The sequence below is a fragment of the Bradyrhizobium septentrionale genome (genome assembly GCF_011516645.4).
Classification (GTDB): Bacteria; Pseudomonadota; Alphaproteobacteria; order Rhizobiales; family Xanthobacteraceae; genus Bradyrhizobium; species Bradyrhizobium septentrionale.
In genome coordinates, this window is record NZ_CP088285.1 from 6907456 (window position 1) to 6924361 (window position 16906).

At 64.0% G+C, this 16906-nt stretch carries 13 protein-coding genes and 1 tRNA gene; 10 read left to right on the top strand and 4 right to left on the bottom strand.

Going from position 1 to position 16906, the window contains the following annotated elements; translation table 11 throughout:
- The first annotated feature begins 215 nt into the window (after window positions 1-215).
- The 3 genes from HAP48_RS34425 to HAP48_RS34435 all read left to right on the top strand — a co-directional run bounded on the left by HAP48_RS34425 (window position 216) and on the right by HAP48_RS34435 (window position 3526).
- Window positions 216-2693 carry a penicillin-binding protein 1A gene (locus HAP48_RS34425; protein ID WP_166204257.1) on the top strand — a complete coding sequence of 826 codons (2478 nt, stop codon included), beginning with the start codon at window positions 216-218 and terminating at the stop codon, window positions 2691-2693.
- 158 nt (window positions 2694-2851) lie between these two features.
- A tRNA-Gln gene (locus HAP48_RS34430) sits at window positions 2852-2925 on the top strand.
- Window positions 2926-3118: 193 nt separating this feature from the next.
- A complete protein-coding gene (locus HAP48_RS34435; RefSeq protein WP_166204258.1) occupies window positions 3119-3526 on the top strand; it encodes a GNAT family N-acetyltransferase in 408 nt (135 codons plus the stop codon).
- 23 nt (window positions 3527-3549) lie between these two features.
- On the opposite strand, the gene HAP48_RS34440 is transcribed toward HAP48_RS34435, so the two are convergent.
- The 3 genes from HAP48_RS34440 to HAP48_RS34450 all read right to left on the bottom strand — a co-directional run bounded on the left by HAP48_RS34440 (window position 3550) and on the right by HAP48_RS34450 (window position 8471).
- Window positions 3550-4053, bottom strand: a complete 504-nt coding sequence (locus tag HAP48_RS34440) for an invasion associated locus B family protein (RefSeq protein WP_166215445.1) — start codon at window positions 4051-4053, stop codon at window positions 3550-3552.
- A 105-nt stretch (window positions 4054-4158) separates the two neighbouring features.
- On the bottom strand, window positions 4159-7305 hold the full coding sequence (locus HAP48_RS34445) for a multidrug efflux RND transporter permease subunit (RefSeq protein ID WP_166204259.1): 3147 nt from the start codon (window positions 7303-7305) through the stop codon (window positions 4159-4161).
- Window positions 7302-8471, bottom strand: coding sequence for an efflux RND transporter periplasmic adaptor subunit (locus tag HAP48_RS34450; RefSeq protein ID WP_166204260.1), 1170 nt, complete (start codon window positions 8469-8471; stop codon window positions 7302-7304). The genes HAP48_RS34445 and HAP48_RS34450 overlap by 4 nt, the downstream gene beginning before the upstream one ends.
- Before the next feature lie 182 nt (window positions 8472-8653).
- Here HAP48_RS34450 and HAP48_RS34455 point away from each other — a divergent pair, with 182 nt between their 5' ends.
- The 7 genes from HAP48_RS34455 to tolA all read left to right on the top strand — a co-directional run bounded on the left by HAP48_RS34455 (window position 8654) and on the right by tolA (window position 15379).
- On the top strand, window positions 8654-9115 hold the full coding sequence (locus HAP48_RS34455; RefSeq protein ID WP_166204261.1) for a MarR family winged helix-turn-helix transcriptional regulator: 462 nt from the start codon (window positions 8654-8656) through the stop codon (window positions 9113-9115).
- 129 nt (window positions 9116-9244) lie between these two features.
- On the top strand, window positions 9245-9484 hold the full coding sequence (locus HAP48_RS34460) for a hypothetical protein (RefSeq protein ID WP_166204262.1): 240 nt from the start codon (window positions 9245-9247) through the stop codon (window positions 9482-9484).
- 264 nt (window positions 9485-9748) lie between these two features.
- Window positions 9749-12304, top strand: a complete 2556-nt coding sequence (locus HAP48_RS34465; RefSeq protein WP_166204263.1) for a TonB-dependent receptor — start codon at window positions 9749-9751, stop codon at window positions 12302-12304.
- A 20-nt stretch (window positions 12305-12324) separates the two neighbouring features.
- Window positions 12325-13014 (top strand): Fe2+-dependent dioxygenase, encoded by a 690-nt coding sequence (locus HAP48_RS34470; protein ID WP_166204264.1) that lies wholly within the window; start codon window positions 12325-12327, stop codon window positions 13012-13014.
- 3 nt (window positions 13015-13017) lie between these two features.
- Window positions 13018-14103: a tonB-system energizer ExbB gene (gene exbB, locus HAP48_RS34475; protein WP_166204265.1), complete on the top strand. Its 1086-nt coding sequence runs from the start codon at window positions 13018-13020 to the stop codon at window positions 14101-14103.
- Between the two features lie 3 nt (window positions 14104-14106).
- Window positions 14107-14574, top strand: a complete 468-nt coding sequence (gene exbD / locus HAP48_RS34480) for a TonB system transport protein ExbD (protein ID WP_166204266.1) — start codon at window positions 14107-14109, stop codon at window positions 14572-14574.
- Between the two features lie 13 nt (window positions 14575-14587).
- Entirely contained in the window at window positions 14588-15379 is a 792-nt protein-coding gene (gene tolA / locus HAP48_RS34485; RefSeq protein ID WP_166204267.1) for a cell envelope integrity protein TolA, read from the top strand.
- A gap of 224 nt (window positions 15380-15603) precedes the next feature.
- Here tolA and HAP48_RS34490 read toward each other — a convergent pair whose 3' ends face one another.
- Window positions 15604-16824, bottom strand: coding sequence for an ABC transporter substrate-binding protein (locus tag HAP48_RS34490; RefSeq protein ID WP_166204268.1), 1221 nt, complete (start codon window positions 16822-16824; stop codon window positions 15604-15606).
- Between the last annotated feature and the right edge of the window lie 82 nt (window positions 16825-16906).

Genomic DNA, 16906 nt, shown 5'->3' on the forward strand with positions numbered 1-16906 from the left:
TCGATGCAGCCCCGCTGAGCATCGCCCGGTCGGGACGTCTGCTGATTTGGCTTGAGCGCGCGAGCCGGGTTCTATGGCATAAGTTTGACGCCTTGCCCGCTTTAATTCTCCCGCGTTGAATTGCAGGTCCCTGGGGCGACCGATATACCGGGCATCCTATGTGGCACGCAGCGCGCTCAGAACGAGCGACGTATTCGCCACGGAAAATCTGGTCGATGAAATTTCTGTTGCGGTTCTTCGGGTTCCTGTTCACCGCAGGAACCATCCTGTTCCTGGCTGGTCTGGCCGCGGTCGCAGGGCTGTTCTGGCATTTTTCCAAGGACCTGCCCGACTATTCGCAGCTGCAGAACTACGAGCCGCCGGTGATGACCCGCGTGCACGCGGCCGACGGCTCGCTGCTCGGTGAGTTTGCCAAGGAGCGCCGGCTTTATCTGCCGATCCAGGCGGTGCCGAAGCTCGTGATCAACGCGTTCCTCGCCGCCGAGGACAAGAATTTCTATGAGCACGGCGGCATCGACTATACCGGCATGGCACGTGCCGGCGTCTCCTATGTCCAGAACTTCGGTTCCAACCGCCGTCCGCAGGGCGCCTCCACGATCACCCAGCAGGTCGCCAAGAACTTCCTGCTGACCAACGAGGTCTCGTTCAGCCGCAAGATCAAGGAAGCCCTGCTGGCGATGCGAATCGAGCGGGCCTATTCCAAGGACAAGATCCTCGAGCTGTATCTCAACGAGATCTATCTCGGCCTCGGCGCCTATGGCATCGCGGCTGCCTCGCTGGTCTATTTCGACAAGTCGGTGAACGAGCTCACGGTCGCCGAAGCGGCCTATCTGGCGGCGCTGCCGAAAATGCCGGCCAGCCTGCATCCGGTGCGCAACCGCGCGCGCGCGATCGAGCGGCGCAACTACGTGATCGACCGCCTGCAGGAGAACGGCTGGATCACCACCGCCGACGCTGACAAGGCGCGCAAGGAGCCGCTGACTGTCACCAACCGCAGCAACGGCGCGCACACCTTCGCCGGCGAATATTTCTCGGAAGAGGTCCGCCGCGACATCTTCGAGCGCTACGGCGAGAAGAAACTTTATGAGGGCGGCCTGTCGGTGCGCACCACGCTCGACCCCAAGGTCCAGGTGATGGCGCGCAAGGCCATGGTGGCGGGGCTCGTGAACTATGACGAGCAGCAGGGCTATCGCGGCGCGATCCAGAAGCTCGATCTGACCAGCGACTGGGGCGTGCCGCTCGCCGAGATCAAGTCGCTCTCGGACATCTCGCCGTGGCGGATGGCCGTGGTGCTGGAGAGCAACGACCAGTCGGCGCGGATCGGCTTCCAGCCGGGCCGCGAGCTCGGCGGCGCCGTCAGCAAGCAGCGCGAGACCGGCATTGTCACGATGGACGGCGTGCGCTGGGCCAAGATCAAGGGCAGGGTGCCGACGGCGGTCTCGCAGGTGCTGCAGCCCGGCGACGTGATCTACGCCGACCCGCTCTACAAGGACGGCAAGGCGATCGAAGGCCAGTACCGGCTGCGCCAGATCCCCGAACTGTCGGGCGCGATGGTGGCGATGGACCCGCATACCGGCCGTGTGCTGGCGATGGTCGGCGGCTTCTCGTTCGACCAGAGCCAGTTCAACCGCGCGACCCAGGCCTATCGGCAGCCCGGCTCGACCTTCAAGCCGATCGTTTATTCGACGGCGCTCGACAATGGCTATACCGGGTCGACCGTGATGATCGACGCGCCGATCGAGATCGACCAGGGGCAGGGCAATGTCTGGCGACCGGAGAACTTCTCGACCGGCAAGTATCAGGGCCAGGTGACGCTGCGCAATGCGCTCCGGCTGTCGCTCAACACCGTGACGGTGCGGCTGGCGCAGGAGATCGGCATGCCTGTGATCGGCGAGTATGCCAAGCGCTTCGGCGTCTATGACGAGTTGCCGAACTATCTCGCCTATGCGCTCGGCGCCGGCGAGACCACGGTGATGCGGATGGCCACGGCCTATTCGATGATCGCCAATGGCGGCGTCCGCGTGAAGCCGACCCTGATCGACCGCATCCAGGACCGCTATGGCCACACCATCTTCAGGCACGATCAGCGCGAATGCCGCGGCTGCGACGCGCCGGAGGGCTGGAAGAGCCAGCCGGAGCCGCAGCTCGTCGACCGCCGCGAGCGGGTGCTCGACGCGATGACCGCCTACCAGATCACCTCGCTGATGGAGGGCGTGATTCAGGCCGGCACCGGCACCGCGCTGAAAGAGGTCGGCAAGCCGATCGCCGGCAAGACCGGCACCTCCAACGAGGCCAAAGACCTCTGGTTCGTCGGCTTCTCGCCGGACCTCGTGGTCGGTCTCTATGTCGGCTACGACAAGCCGCGCTCACTCGGCCGCAACGCGCAGGCCGGCCACACCGCGGCGCCGATCGCGCGCGACTTCATGAAGCTCGCGCTGGCCGACAAGCCGGCCACGCCGTTCAAGCAGCCGGTCGGCATCAGATTGGTGCTGGTCGATGCCAAGACCGGCCTGCGCGCCTCGTCTGGTCAGAACCGGGGCGTAGTGCTCGAAGCCTTCAAGCCGGGGCAGGCGCCGCCGTTCTATGATCCGACGATGGTCGCCGGTACCGATGTGATCGACGGGACCCAGCAGCCGATCTCACCCGACGCTGACCGGGCCGTGATGCGGTCAGGGACGGGCGGGCTGTATTGAGGGCGATTTTCACGCCCATTCCCCGCCAACAATGCTTGCCAAGCGTGGGACCAAGCAGGTAGAAGGTCGCACTCGCGCGGGCGCTGATTTGGCCAGCGAAGGCGCTGCACCGAGATGTCCAGTCATCCAGCTAAGCTGTTGATACCACGGACAATTCTTGGGGAATGGTGTAACGGTAGCACAACAGACTCTGACTCTGTTTGTCTTGGTTCGAATCCAGGTTCCCCAGCCAATCTGCTTTAGTGGCGCGAGCAACCCTCAAAATCCTGACGCGACTGCGCGGCGCAGCCTGCTCCTGATGCAGGACCGGTCGTAACGCGTCGCAGCGTGCCCTCACCGCATCGAGGGTGGATTAGCCCGGCGCAATCCACCATGGTCTCGCGCGCGGCTCCGGCCGCTCCAATGTTGCGACAGAGGTTAAGGTGATGGACGAAATTCACTATGCCCGCGAAGCGTCGATCGGCATCGACGAGTTCATCGAGGTGCTGCGCCAGTCGAGCCTCGGCGAGCGGCGTCCGCTCGCGGATACCGACCGGATGGCGCGCATGATCGCCAATGCCAATCTGATCGTGACGGCGCGGAAGGGGCACACGCTGATCGGCGTCTCGCGCGCGCTGACGGATTTCGCCTATTGCTGCTATTTGGCCGATCTTGCGGTCGATCGTCGGCACCAGGGGCACGGCATCGGCAAGCGGCTGATCGCGGAAACGCGGCGCCACGCGGGGCCTGAATCGATGTGCCTGTTGCTGTCGGCGCCCGACTCGATCGGCTTCTACAAGTCGATCGGCATGCCGCAGCCGGACAACGCGTTCCTCTACAAGCGAGAGCGATAGCGCGGACGGCTGCCTGCGCTGATCTACTTGATCTTCTCGTAGACCGTCGCGAAGTCGGCGAGCGGCATCGGGATAGAGATGGTTTCCTTGGCCAGATTCTGGAACGACACCTTCAGCTGCTTGCCCGATTTCAGCTGGGTCAGCACATCGGCGGCAATCGGCGCGTTGATGTAGCAGCCGCGCGCCTCGCAGGTCTGGATCGGCACGTCGACGGCCTTGCCGTCGTCGACCTGCAGCTTGGCGCCAACGGGCAGGTTCAGCCCGAGCGGAAGCTGGACCAGCGCGACCGGCGTGCGGGTGTCGCCGGGAACGCGGATGTTGACCAGCACGATGAGCTGGCCGGTCTTGGTGAGCACCGCGGTCTGCTCCATCGCGCATTCGAGCGGGGCGTCGCGGCTCGCACTTGTGCAGCGCGCGACCCAGCCGGTGTTGTTGGGGGCTGCGGCGTCGCCTTGTGGAGCTGCGGCCGGAGCCGGCGCGGCGGCATTCCTGGCCTTGGGCGTCTGAGCGTGGCTGAGGCCGACCATGCCGAACACGGCCAACAGCACGACAAGCGACTTTGCGACAATCTGCACGGTACCGGCTCCGAAACGAACATCTTTCGGATGTGCCGGTATGCGGGCAAAGTCAAGTCACTCGGCGGCCTGCTTGACCGATCCGTCCTCGCCGTCGTCGGCGTCGTGATCGGCGCGCGGCGAGCGGCCCCAATTCGCAAACGCGTTGGAGAGCTTGTCGAGATAGAGATAGACGACGGGCGTCGTGAACAGCGTCAGCGCCTGGCTGACGATCAGGCCGCCGACCATGGCGTAACCGAGCGGCTGGCGGATTTCCGAGCCGGTGCCGGTGCCGAGCATCAGCGGCACGCCGCCGAGCAATGCCGCCATCGTCGTCATCATGATCGGGCGGAAGCGGAGCAGGGCGGCCTGACGGATCGCCGCCTCCGGCTCCATATGCTGGTCGCGTTCGGCGGCGATCGCGAAGTCGACCATCATGATGCCGTTCTTCTTCACGATGCCGATCAGCAGGATGATGCCGATCAGCGCGATCAGCGAGAAGTCGAAACCGGCCGCCATCAGGATTGCCAGCGCGCCGACGCCGGCCGAAGGCAGCGTCGACAGAATGGTGATCGGGTGGATGTAGCTCTCGTAGAGAATGCCGAGGATCAGGTAGACGACGACGAGCGCGGCCAGGATCAGCAGCGGCACGGTCGACAGCGATTGCTGGAACGCCTGCGCGGTGCCCTGGAAGCTCGAGCTCAGGGTCGCCGGGGCGCCGAGGTCGACCATCGCCTTCTGCACCGCCTCCGTCGCCTGGCCGAGTGCGACACCCTGCGCCAGGTTGAAGGAGATGGTGATCGCCGGGAACTGGCCCTGATGGCTGATCGAGAGCGGCCGCACCGGCACGCTGGTCCATTTCGCAATGGTCGAGATCGGCACCTGCTCGCCGGTCAGCGGCGACTTGATGTAGATGTTGTTCAGCGTGTCGATCGCGCCCTGCAGCTCGGGCAGTACCTCGAGGATCACGTGGTAGCTGTTGAGCTGGGTGAAGTACTGCGTCACCTGGCGCTGGCCGAACGCGTCATAGAGCGTGTCGTCGATCAGCTGCGGCTGGATGCCATAGCGCGATGCGGTGTCGCGGTTGATCTTCAGCTCGACCGTGGTGCCGTTGGTCTGCTGGTCGGTGGCGACGTCGCGCAGCTGAGGCAGCGTCTGCATCTTGCTGAGGATCTTCGGCGCCCACTGGTTCAGTTCGCTGAGGTCGGCATCCTGCAATGTGAATTCGAACTGGGTGCGGGTCGGGCGGCCGCCGAGGCGGACGTCCTGCGCCGCCTGCATGAACAGCCGGGCACCCTCGATCTTCTCCAGCTTCGGCCGCAGCCGGGCGATCACCTGCTGCGCGTTGGCGTCGCGATCCCTAAGCGGCTTGAGCGTGATGTACATTGCGCCGTTGTTGCCGGCACGGCCGCTGCCGCCGATCGCCATCGCCACCGTCGCGACGGCCGGATCAGTCATCACGATCTTGCCGAGCTCCTCCTGCCTCCGCTTCATATCCGCGAAGGAGATGTCCTGGCTGGCTTCCGACGTCGCCGTGATCAGGCCGACGTCCTGCTGCGGGAAGAAGCCCTTCGGAATGACGACGAACAGGTAGACCGACAGCGCCAAGGTCCCGAAGAAGATCATCAGCGTCGTGAACTTCCAGCGCAGCGCAAGATCGAGCCCGGACTGATAGCCGCGCAGCATTGCGTCGAAGCCGCGCTCGCTGAGCTGGTAGAAGCGGCCGTGCCGCTCCTCATTGTGGGCGCGCAGGAACCGCGAGGCCATCATAGGGGTCAGCGTCAGCGACACGAACATCGAGACGAAGATCGTCATCGCCAGCACGACCGCGAATTCGCGGAACAGGCGGCCGATGATGCCGCCCATGAGCAGCAGCGGGATCAGCACCGCGACCAGCGAGATGCTGATCGAAACGATGGTGAAGCCGATTTCCTTGGAACCCTTGAAGGCGGCCGCCATCGGCTTCTCGCCCTCTTCGATGTAGCGGCTGATGTTCTCCAGCATCACGATGGCGTCGTCGACCACGAAGCCGACCGCGATCGTCAGCGCCATCAGCGACAGATTGTCGAGCGTGTAGCCGAACACCCACATCAGCGCGCAGGCGCCGAGTAGCGCCAGCGGCACTGTGACGGTCGGGATCACGGTGGCCCAGAAACTGCGCAGGAAGACGAAGATCACCATCACGACCAGGAAGATGGTCAGGAGCAGGGTGAACTGGACGTCCTCCACCGCGGCGCGGATTGTGGTGGTGCGGTCCGAGATGACATCGATCTTGATCGCCGGCGGGATCGCCGCGACCAGCCGGGGCAGCGCTGCCTTGATCTTGTCGACGGTGTCGATGACGTTGGCGCCGGGCTGCTTGAAGATGACGAGGAACACGCCGCGCTTGCCGTTGGCCCAGGCGGCCTGCTTGGCGTCTTCCGGCCCGGTGACGGCCTGGCCGATGTCGCGGATGCGCAGCGGCCCGCCATTGCGGTAGGCGATGATGACGTCGTTCCACGGATCGGCCGTGAGCAACTGGTCGTTGGCATAGATGGTGTAGGCGCGGGTGGCGCCGTCGATATTGCCCTTCGGGCTGTCGACGGTGGCGATGTTGATCGCGGCGCGGACGTCTTCCAGCGACAGGCCTTTGGCGACCAGCTTGGCCGGATCGATCTGGACGCGAACCGACGGCTTCTGCTGACCCCCGATGATGACCTGGGCGACGCCGGAGATCTGGCTGATCTGCTGGGCAAGTTGCGCGTCGACGGCATCGCTGACCGTGGTCAGCGGCAGCGTGTCTGACGTCGCCGACAGCAGCATGATCGGCGAGTCGGCCGGGTTGACCTTGCGGTAGGTCGGCGGCGAAGGAAGGGTCTTCGGCAGCTGGCCACTGGCGGCGTTGATGGCGGCCTGAACGTCGTTGGCGGCGCCGTCGATCGAGCGGTTGAGATCGAACTGGATGGTGACCGCCGCGGTGCCCAGATAGCTCGTCGAGGTCATCTGCGCGATGCCGGGGATCTGCGCGAACTGGCGTTCCAGCGGCTGAGCGACCGAAGTCGCCATCGTCTCCGGGCTTCCGCCCGGCAGCGTCGCGGTGATCTGGATGGTCGGGAAGTCGACCTGCGGCAGCGGCGCCACCGGCAACAGCGGATAGGCGACGAGGCCTATGAACAGGATGCCGGCCATCAGCAGCGAGGTGCCGATGGGGAAGCGAATGAATGGTGCGGAAATTCCGGCGCTCATTCCTGCGTGACCTTCGACTGGGATTGATCCGAGCTCGCCACCGCCGTCGTCACCAGGGTCCCCGGCGAGACCTTGTACTGGCCCGCGGTGATCACCTGCTGTCCCGGCGACAGGCCTTCCTCGATCACCGACTTGCCGTCGATCGACTGGCTGACCTTGATCTTGCGAAGCTCGGCCTTGTTCTCCTGATTGACTGAATACGCGTAGAGGCCTTCGGTGCCATGCTGCACCGCGTCATCCGGGACGACGGTGGCATCCTTCAAGGTCCTGACCAAGAGCCGGGTCGAGACCGACTGGCCTGGCCACAGCGCATGGTCCTTGTTATCAAACACCGCCTTCAGCCGGACAGTCCCGCTTGACGTGTCGACCTGGTTGTTGATCAGCGCCAGGGTTCCGGTGGACAGCACCCGCTTGCCGTCGGTGGTCAGAGCAATGGTCTTGGGCGGTGCCACGGCCAGCGCCGCCTTGATATCGGGCAGCTGGTCTTCCGGCGCGGTGAAGATCACCGTGATCGGCTCGATCTGGGTGATCGTGACGATGCCGGTCGCGGCCGAGGCGTTGACGATGTTGCCGATATCGACCAGCCGCAGGCCGACGATGCCGTCGATCGGCGACTTCACGGTGGTGTAGTCGACCTGGGTCTGCGCGTTGAAGATGGAGGCCTCGTCGGCGGCGATCTGGGCGGTGAGCTGGGCCACGGTGGAGCGCTGGGTGTCGAGCTGCTGGCGCGTCGCGAACTCGCCGAGCTTGGTGTAGCGCTGCAGGTCGAGATTGGCGTTGGCGAGGTTGGCTTCGTCCTGGGCCTTCTTGGCCTTGGCCTGGTCGAGCGTCGCCTGATAGGGCCGCGGATCGATCTCGACCAGCGTGTCGCCGGCCTTGACGAACTGGCCTTCCTTGAAGGCGATCCTGGTGATCTGGCCGTCGACCCGGGTGCGGACCTGGACGGTGTTGAACGCCTGCACGGTGCCGAGCCCGGTGAGGTAGACCGGGAAGTCAGCCTTCTCGACCGGCGAGATCTTGACCGGAACGGCCGGGCGCTGCGCGGCCCGCTTCTGCGCGGCTGCGATCGCCTGCTGGTTGTCGGTGTATTTCTGCCAGCCGAAATAACCGGCCGCGCCGACCGCAGCGATCACTAAAACCCAACCGATGGTGCGTGACTTGGACATGCGGACTCTTGGGCTCGACGTAACAATAAAGGGTGATCGAAACGGTTCACAGAGCTTGCGGATATAATATGCGTGCACTTAATGTGTAAACACACCAAGGCTTGAGAATCCTAAACATTTGGAAAGGTTTAGGTCAGAAACGAGCAGAAACATTCCGTCTGGGAAACGCACCGAGGACCCCTATGTCGCTCGATCTCAAACGCCAGTTCATTGCGCAACTCGTGGAGAGTTCCAGGCTGCTGCGCAATTATATCGATCATCGCGCCAAGGCGCGAGGCACCACGCGTGCACAATGGATTGTGCTGTTCCGCCTGCGCGAGCAGGAGGGACTGTCCCAGGTCGATCTCGCCGACGTGCTCGAACTGCAGCCGATCTCGCTGGTGCGGCTGCTTGATCGCCTTGTCGAGCATGGCCTGCTCGAACGCCGGCCTGACCCCAGGGATCGCCGCGCCAATCGCCTGTTCCTGACCAGGATCGGGCGCCGCCTCGTCGACGATCTCGACAGTCTGCGCGATGCGATCGCCGGCGACGTGCTGCGCGACGTCTCCGACAAGCATGTCGAAAGCGGCCTCAACACGCTTCGCGAGGTCAAGGATCGCATCAAGGCGCTCGGCGAGGAGGCGGAGCACATCGCCGCGAAATAGCGCGCATCTCGTCGCGCGCAGATCTGCTTTCTTGTCCGTTCACCTGCTGCAGCTTGCGCGACGTGGTTGAAACGCCGCGCGATGTCGTTCATATCGCGCGAGCGACGATGCGAGAGGATGAGGGCCGCGATGGATGAGTTGAACGGGCGCATGATGGCATGCCAGATCCTGGTCACCGGATTGATCGCGCGCGTCGCCAACGAGCAGCGCGACCCGCTGCGCTTCCTCACCGACTTCCGCGACGAGATCAAAGCTGTCGTCAACGGCGTCAATATCACGGGCCTCGAGAACAGCGACAGCGTGCGGCAGGTCGCGCAGCGGACCATTGACGAGCTGTTTTCGCTGATGAAGCCACCGAGCGCCGAGTGATCGGGACGACGTATGGATCAGCGCCTTGCAAAGCGGTGGCCGGTGACGCTTGGGTGTCACTTTAGAACAGTTATTAGAACGCTTAAAAACTAGAGTTTAGAACGATTTCAAAGCGCAGATTAGAATCGCTTTGAATTGGGGCGATTCAAACCGACTGTGGCGCTGATCGCATTGATAAAAAAACTCACGCTCGATAACCGATGAAGACAGTTCGTCGCAGCTTCATTTCGCGAATGAACTGGATTTATCTGGGGCACGCAAAAAATGAGCAATGTGAAGGCGCCGAAATCGCTGCGCTTCGATGCAGCGAACGGTTCGGCTGATGATACGGGTTATTCCGCGACGAAGGTCTCCGCGGTCGCTGGTCTGATCGCTGTGGCGTCGTTTTCGGGGGCGGAAGCGCAGCAGTCCAACCTTCCGCCGGTGAATGTCGATGCGCCGGTCGCCCGACCCAAGCCCGTCACGTCAAAGCCGACCTCGGACCAGGTGCGCGCCCGCAACGCGCTGCGCCGTGCCGCGCGCCGCAACAACCAGCAGGCGCAGCAGGCACCGGTGCCGTTTCCCAACGCCGGCGGTCTTGCCGCCGACCGCGACCCCTATGCGGATCCGGCCGCGCCGTACAAGGGCGACCGCTTGCAGGCATCCGGCAAGTTTCCCGAGCCGATCCTGAACACGCCGAGGTCGGTCACCGTGCTGACCAAGGACGTGCTCGAAGACAAGAATGCGACCTCGCTGAAATCGGCTATCCTGTCGACGGCCGGCGTCACGCTCGGCACGGGCGAGGGCGGCAACGCCTTCGGCGACCGCTTCTTCATCCGCGGCTTCGATGCGCGCAACGATATCTTCATCGACGGTGTCCGCGACGCCGGCGTCAGCGTCCGCGAGAACTTCTTCACCGAGCAGGTCGAGATCCTGCGCGGCCCGGGCTCTTCCTTTGCAGGACGCGGCACCACCGGCGGCGCGATCAACATCGTCACCAAGCAGGCGACGACGGGGGGGAGCTTCTACAACATGGACACCACGTTCGGCAGCGATCGCACCAAGCGAGTGGTGCTCGATGTCAACCAGGTGATCAGCCCGACGCTGGCGATCCGCGCCGGCGGCCTGTTCCAGGATGCCGGCGTCGCCGGCCGCAGCTACGTTACCGACAATCGCGATGGCGGCTTCGTCGCGGCGAACTGGAAGCCGGTCGATGCGGTCAAGATCACCGGCAACTACATCCACACCGAGCTCACCGGCATTCCGGATTTTGGCGTGCCGTATTATCGGCCGAGCACCGCGAGCACGGCCGGCGGCCCGTTCCCGGATTTCGGTGTCAACCGCAACAATTTCTACGGCTTCGTCAATCGCGACTTCTTCAGGACCGGGCAGGACATCGGCACGATCAATGCCGAGGTCCAGATCACGCCGGACCTCATGATCAGCAACAAGATCCGGGAATCGCGTTCGACCCAGAAATACATCGGCACGCTGCCTGAATCGCCGACGCTGGCCGCGGGCGCGCCGTTCACGGCGTATACGCTCAGCGCCAATCCGCAGAGCCGCTTCCAGGTCACCGACGTGTTCGCCAACCAGACCGAGGCGACCTACAAGTCGGTCGACGGGCTTGGCTTCAAGCACACGACGACGGCGGGCGTCGAATACGACAACGAGCGGTCCTCGATTGACAGCTTCACCGGCCTGAGCTCCGAAATCACCACCGGCACATCGTCGTTCACGGGCAGCGGTTCGCTCTCCGGCGTCAGCGTCTTCAACCCGCAATTCACAAATCAGCCGTTCGGAATACCGTCGCTGGCGGGAAGGCCGACCAAGATCGGCATCGACACCGTGAGCGGATACGTCATGGATTCCGCCAACTACAACGACTTCGTCATCCTCAATGGCGGCGTCCGTTACGACGACTACAAGATCAACACGTCCGCATTCGCGACCAATGGTACCCTCGGCCAGCAGTCGGCCGAGTTCGGGATGCCGAACTTCAACCTCGGCCTCACCCTGAAGCCGCTCCCGAACGGCAGCGTCTATGCAGCCTACGCGACCTCGTCCAACCCTGTCGGCGCCGAGTTCGACGGCACCAGCACCGCCTATGGCGGCATCAATCCCAACCTTCCCGGCGGCAACACCCAGATCTTCGGGCCGGAAAAGAACAAGGCCATCGAGGTCGGCACCAAGTGGGAGCTGTTTGATCGCCACTTGCTGGTCACGGCGGCGCTGTTCCAGACCGAGAAGGAAAACGCGCGCGAAGCGCAGAATGTCAACAACGCAGCCGCGGCTTCAGCGCTCGGATGCACCTATCCAGCCGGAACGGCCGGCAACATCTCCTGCATCACGGCGGGCGCCGCCTACCGTATCCGCGGCATCGATCTCGGCGTCGGCGGCAAGATCACCGACAAATGGAGCGTGTTCGGTGGACTCGTGCTGATGCAGTCAGTCGTGACGAAGTCGCTGGCGCCGCCGGCCAACACGATCCTGTACTCCAGCAACGTCGGATTGCCGCTCGCCAACGTCGCGCCTCAGTCGTTCAGCATGCTGACGAAGTACCAACTCACCGACATGTGGGAGCTCGGCGGGCAGGCGGTGTACCGCTCGAAGGTGTACGGCGGCACGCTGCTCGCGGCGAACCAGGGCACGTCGATCCCGAGCTATTGGCGCTTCGACGCCTTCGCCGAGGCGAAGATCGACAAGAACTGGACCATGAAGCTGTTCGTCAACAACATCTTCGACAAGCGCTACTACGACGCGTTGTACCAGAGCGCAGCGCCGTTCGTGCTCGAAGCTCCAGGACGCGCCGCGTATCTGGTTGTTTCTGCGCGTTACTGACGGAGGCTTCGCGGCGGAAGATGCTGGTCTGTGTTCCCAACGTATTGAGCAAGGCTGATGTGGCGGACTTCCGCCGCATCATGGATGCCAGCGGATGGGAGGACGGCCGCTCGACCGCCGGTGCTGCTTCCGCGCTGGTCAAGCGCAACGAGCAGCTGCCGCCCGACAGCGAGGTCGCGCGGCAGCTTGGCAACCGGATCCTGAGCGCGCTGTCGGCAAGCCCGCGCTTCATCTCGGCGGCGATCCCGCTTAGAATCTTTCCACCCTTGTTCAACCGCTATGCCGCAAGCGACGGGCACCATTTCGGCCTGCATGTCGACAATGCGGTGCGCGGCGACAAGCTGACGGGCCTGCGGATCCGCACCGACCTCTCGGTCACGCTGTTTTTATCGGAGCCGGAGGACTACGATGGCGGCGAGCTTGTGATCGAGGATCTCTACGGATCGCACGAAATCAAGCTGCCGGCAGGCGATCTGGTGGTTTATCCTGCTTCTAGCTTGCATCTGGTCACGCCGGTCACCCGGGGTACCCGGGTTGCGTCTTTTTTCTGGCTGCAGAGCATGGTACGGGATGCACACGTGCGCAGCCTGATCTTCGATCTCGATACGGCGATCCAGGCTCTGGTGGAGCGGCTGGGGCGCGATGACCCTGAAACGGTCAAATTGACCGGCATCTATCACAACCTGATCCGTCACTGGGCTGAAGTGTAACTGATGATGACATCCAAGTTCCCCGCTGCATCCGCCGTGATCGCCTCGCTGGCGATGCTGATGCTGGCCGCGCCGTCTTCGGCGCAGCAGCAAACGGCGCCTGCCGCGAAACCAGCGCCCGTGACCCAGTCTCAATTGCCTGTGGCCCAGGCGCCCGCGGCCCAACAAGCGCCCGCGGCTCAACAAGCGCCCGCGGCCCAACAGGCGCCGGCGGCCCCATCCCCAGTGGCTGCGCCGGTAGCCCCGCCGGCCTCCGCGGCACCGCAAGCCCAGGCCGCCCCGGTACCTGCCTCGGCGGCTCCGGCACCGACCGCGATCGATGCGTCGTCGGCGGCGCCCGGAGGCGGCGATGGCAAGTCGCTGAAGTCGACCGGCACCGGGCTGCGCGAATTGTCGCCGTGGAATATGTTCCTGAACGCCGACATCATCGTGAAGGCGGTGATGCTTGGCCTTGCCTTCGCGTCGCTCGTCACCTGGACGGTGTTCATCGCCAAGATGGTCGAGCTCACCGTGGCGCAGAGCAAGCTGCGTGGCGCGCTGGCCAAGATCGCTGAATCGCGCTCGCTGGCAGAAGCCCAATTCGCACTCGGCGCCAAGGGCAGCGTGCTGTCGTCGTTCATCGCGGCTGCGATGCGCGAGGGACGTCTGTCGGCGGGGATCTCCAGCGACAGCGGCATCAAGGAGCGTGCCGCGTCGAGCTTTGCCGAGATCGTGCGCGCCGAAGCCCGCAAGATCCGCATCGGCATGGGCCTGCTCGCGACCATCGGCGCGACGTCGCCCTTCGTCGGCCTGTTCGGTACCGTCTGGGGCATCATGAACAGCTTCATCGGCATCTCGAAGTCGCAGACCACGAATCTTGCCGTGGTGGCGCCGGGCATCGCGGAAGCGCTGCTGGCAACCGCGATCGGCCTCGTCGCGGCGATCCCGGCCGTGATCATCTACAACCATTTCTCGCGTGTCACGAAGGTCTATCTCGAGCTCGTCAACCGCGCCTCGGGTGCGGCCGGACGTCTGTTGTCGCGCGATCTCGATCGCACCCATGGCAGCGTTCCGCTCGGCACGCATGCGCGCGCCGCGGCGGCGGAGTAGGCGATGTCAGTCTCGATCTCCGAGAACGATGGCGACGACGATTTCGCGGAATCCCACGAGATCAACGTCACGCCGTTCATCGACGTGATGCTGGTGCTGCTGATCATCTTCATGGTGGCGGCGCCGCTCTCGACCGTCGACTTGCCGATCGATCTGCCGACCTCCAGCGCGACGCCGCAGAAGAAGCCGGACAAGCCGACCTATGTCAGCATCAAGCCGGACCTGACGCTGGCGATCGGGGAGAATTCGGTGAAGCGCGCCGACCTGGTCAATGCGCTGGATGCGGTGCCCGAGATGAGCAGGGACAAGTATGTGTTCGTGCGTGCCGACCGTGTCGTGCCCTATGGCGAGCTGATGGGCGTGATGGAGCTGCTGCGCGCTGGCGGCTACACGCGGGTCAAGCTCGTCACGCTCGAGGGCGTTCCGGGAGCGCCCGCGGAACCGCAGGCCGCCGAGCCGGCCAAACCCTGACGGGCGAACGACGATGTCCACCAACCCCGATCTCGATCTGCGGACGTCCAAGCGGCTCTGGGTGATCGCCGCGGTGACGGCGGTCGGGCTGCATCTGGGCGGCGCGGCGCTGGCGCTGACCAATTTACGCGACGACGGCGACGAGGGCCTTGGCGCTGCCGGCGCGGAATATGCCGTCGAGCTTGCCTCCCCGGATGTGCCTGAGGAAGCCGCACCGCCCGGAGCGCCGGCCGACGAGCAGCAGGCCGTGCAGGAGATGACCCAGCAGAAGGCGGAGGTCAAGGATACCGACCTGCCGCAGGCCCAGCCGATGGAGGCCGACGACCCCGATCGCGTCGTCACCGAGGACAACAGCAAGAAGCAGAAGGAGGAGGAGGCCAAGGTCGCCAAGGTCGAGACCAGCGCTCAGGAGGCTCAGCAGGCCTCGGAGCAGGCGGCGCCGACCAAGCTGGAAGACGCTTCGCGGCAGTCGGAGACCACCAAGGCCCCCAATCCCGGCATCGGCAAGGACAAGCTCGCGCTGACCGCCAAATGGGGCAAGAAGATCAGCGCCTATCTCGACCTGCACAAGAAATTCCCGGAGAACAAGATCAAGGATGCCAAGGTGAAGGTGGCCCTTGTGCTCAACCGCGTCGGCAAGGTGCTGTCGGTCGCTGTGATGGAATCGTCGGGTGACGCCGCTTATGACGACGCGGCGGTCTCGATGGTGCACCGTTCAGATCCGGTGCCGGCGCCCCCGGCCGACCTGACCGACGATCAGTTCTCCTTCAGCCTCGACGTCAAGTTCAACAAGCCGAAGAAGTAGCGGGACGACTCGCGATACGATCGCAAGGCTTCGTCATCCCGGGGCGCGACGAAGTCGCGAGCCCGGAATCCATTTCACCATTGAATACGACGCGAAGTCGCGCAGGGCGGGTTAGCGACAGCGTCACCCGCCATTCTTTTTCGACGAGCGGCGGACTACGCTTCCGCCTTCGCTCGTCGAGCTACGGCGGACGAGTCGCTAATCCCCCTACACAGCTGCAGCGCTCAGCTTTTCTTCACCAGCGGGCAGACGCTCTTCTCGAGCGGCAAAAAGGCTTCATCGGCGGGGATGGTGGCGACCAGCTTGTAATAGTCCCACGGATACTTTGACTCCTGTGGCTTCTTCACCTCGAACAGATAGGCGGGGTGGATCTTGCGGCCGTCGATGCGGATCGAACCCTTGCCGAACAGCGGATCGTCGGTCGGCAGCTCCTTCATCTTGGCGACCACGGCACGGCCGTCATGCGGATTGCCGCCGAGCGCCTCCAGTGCCTTGAAATAATGGATCAGCGACGAATACACGCCGGCCTGCACCATGGTCGGCGGGTTCTTCTTGAAGCGCTCCATGAACCGCTTGGTGAAGGCGCGGGTCTGATCGTTCAGATCCCAGTAGAAAGTTTCGGTGAAGTTCAGGCCCTGCGCGACGTTGAGGCCGAGCGCGTTGACGTCGGTCAGGAACATCAGCATGCCCGCCAGCTTCTGGCCGCCGGCGACGATGCCGAACTCGGCCGCCTGCTTGATCGCATTGGTGGTGTCGCCGCCGGCATTGGCCAGGCCGACGATCTTGGCCTTCGAGCTCTGCGCCTGCAGCAGGAAGGACGAGAAGTCGGCGTTGTTGAGCGGATGCTTGACGCTGCCGAGCACCTTGCCGCCATTCGCGGTGACGACCGCCGCGGTGTCGCGCTCGAGCGCCTGGCCGAACGCGTAGTCCGCGGTGAGGAAGAACCAGGTGTCGCCGCCGGACTTCACCAGCGCCTTGCCGGTGCCGTTGGCCAGCATGTAGGTGTCGTAGACCCAGTGCACCGTGTTCGGCGAGCACTGCGCGCCGGTCAGGTCCGATGATGCCGAGCCCGAGTTCAGGTTGACGACGTTCTTCTCCTTGGCGAGGTTGGCAATCGCAAGCCCGACGCCCGAGCTTGCGAGATCGACAAACACGTCGACCTTCTCGACGTCGATCCACTGCTTGCCGATGTTGACGCCGACGTCGGGCTTGTTCTGGTGATCGGCCGAAATCACATCGATCTTCCAGCCCTTGGCGAGCAATCCGGAATCCTCGATCGCCATCTGCGCCGCCACCGTCGAGCCGGGACCGCCGATGTCCTGATAAAGACCGGACTGATCGCCGAGGCTGCCGACCCGGACAACCTTGTCCATGGTCTGCGCCGACGCGCTGCCTGCGAGCACGAGGCTCGTGGTCATGACCAGGGCTGCAATGGAACGCTTCATCTTCCCTCCAGTATGATTTTGTTTTTTGAGTTCGGCATTATGCCCGGCATCGGTCGTATCGCCTAGGGCACTGGCGCGATCG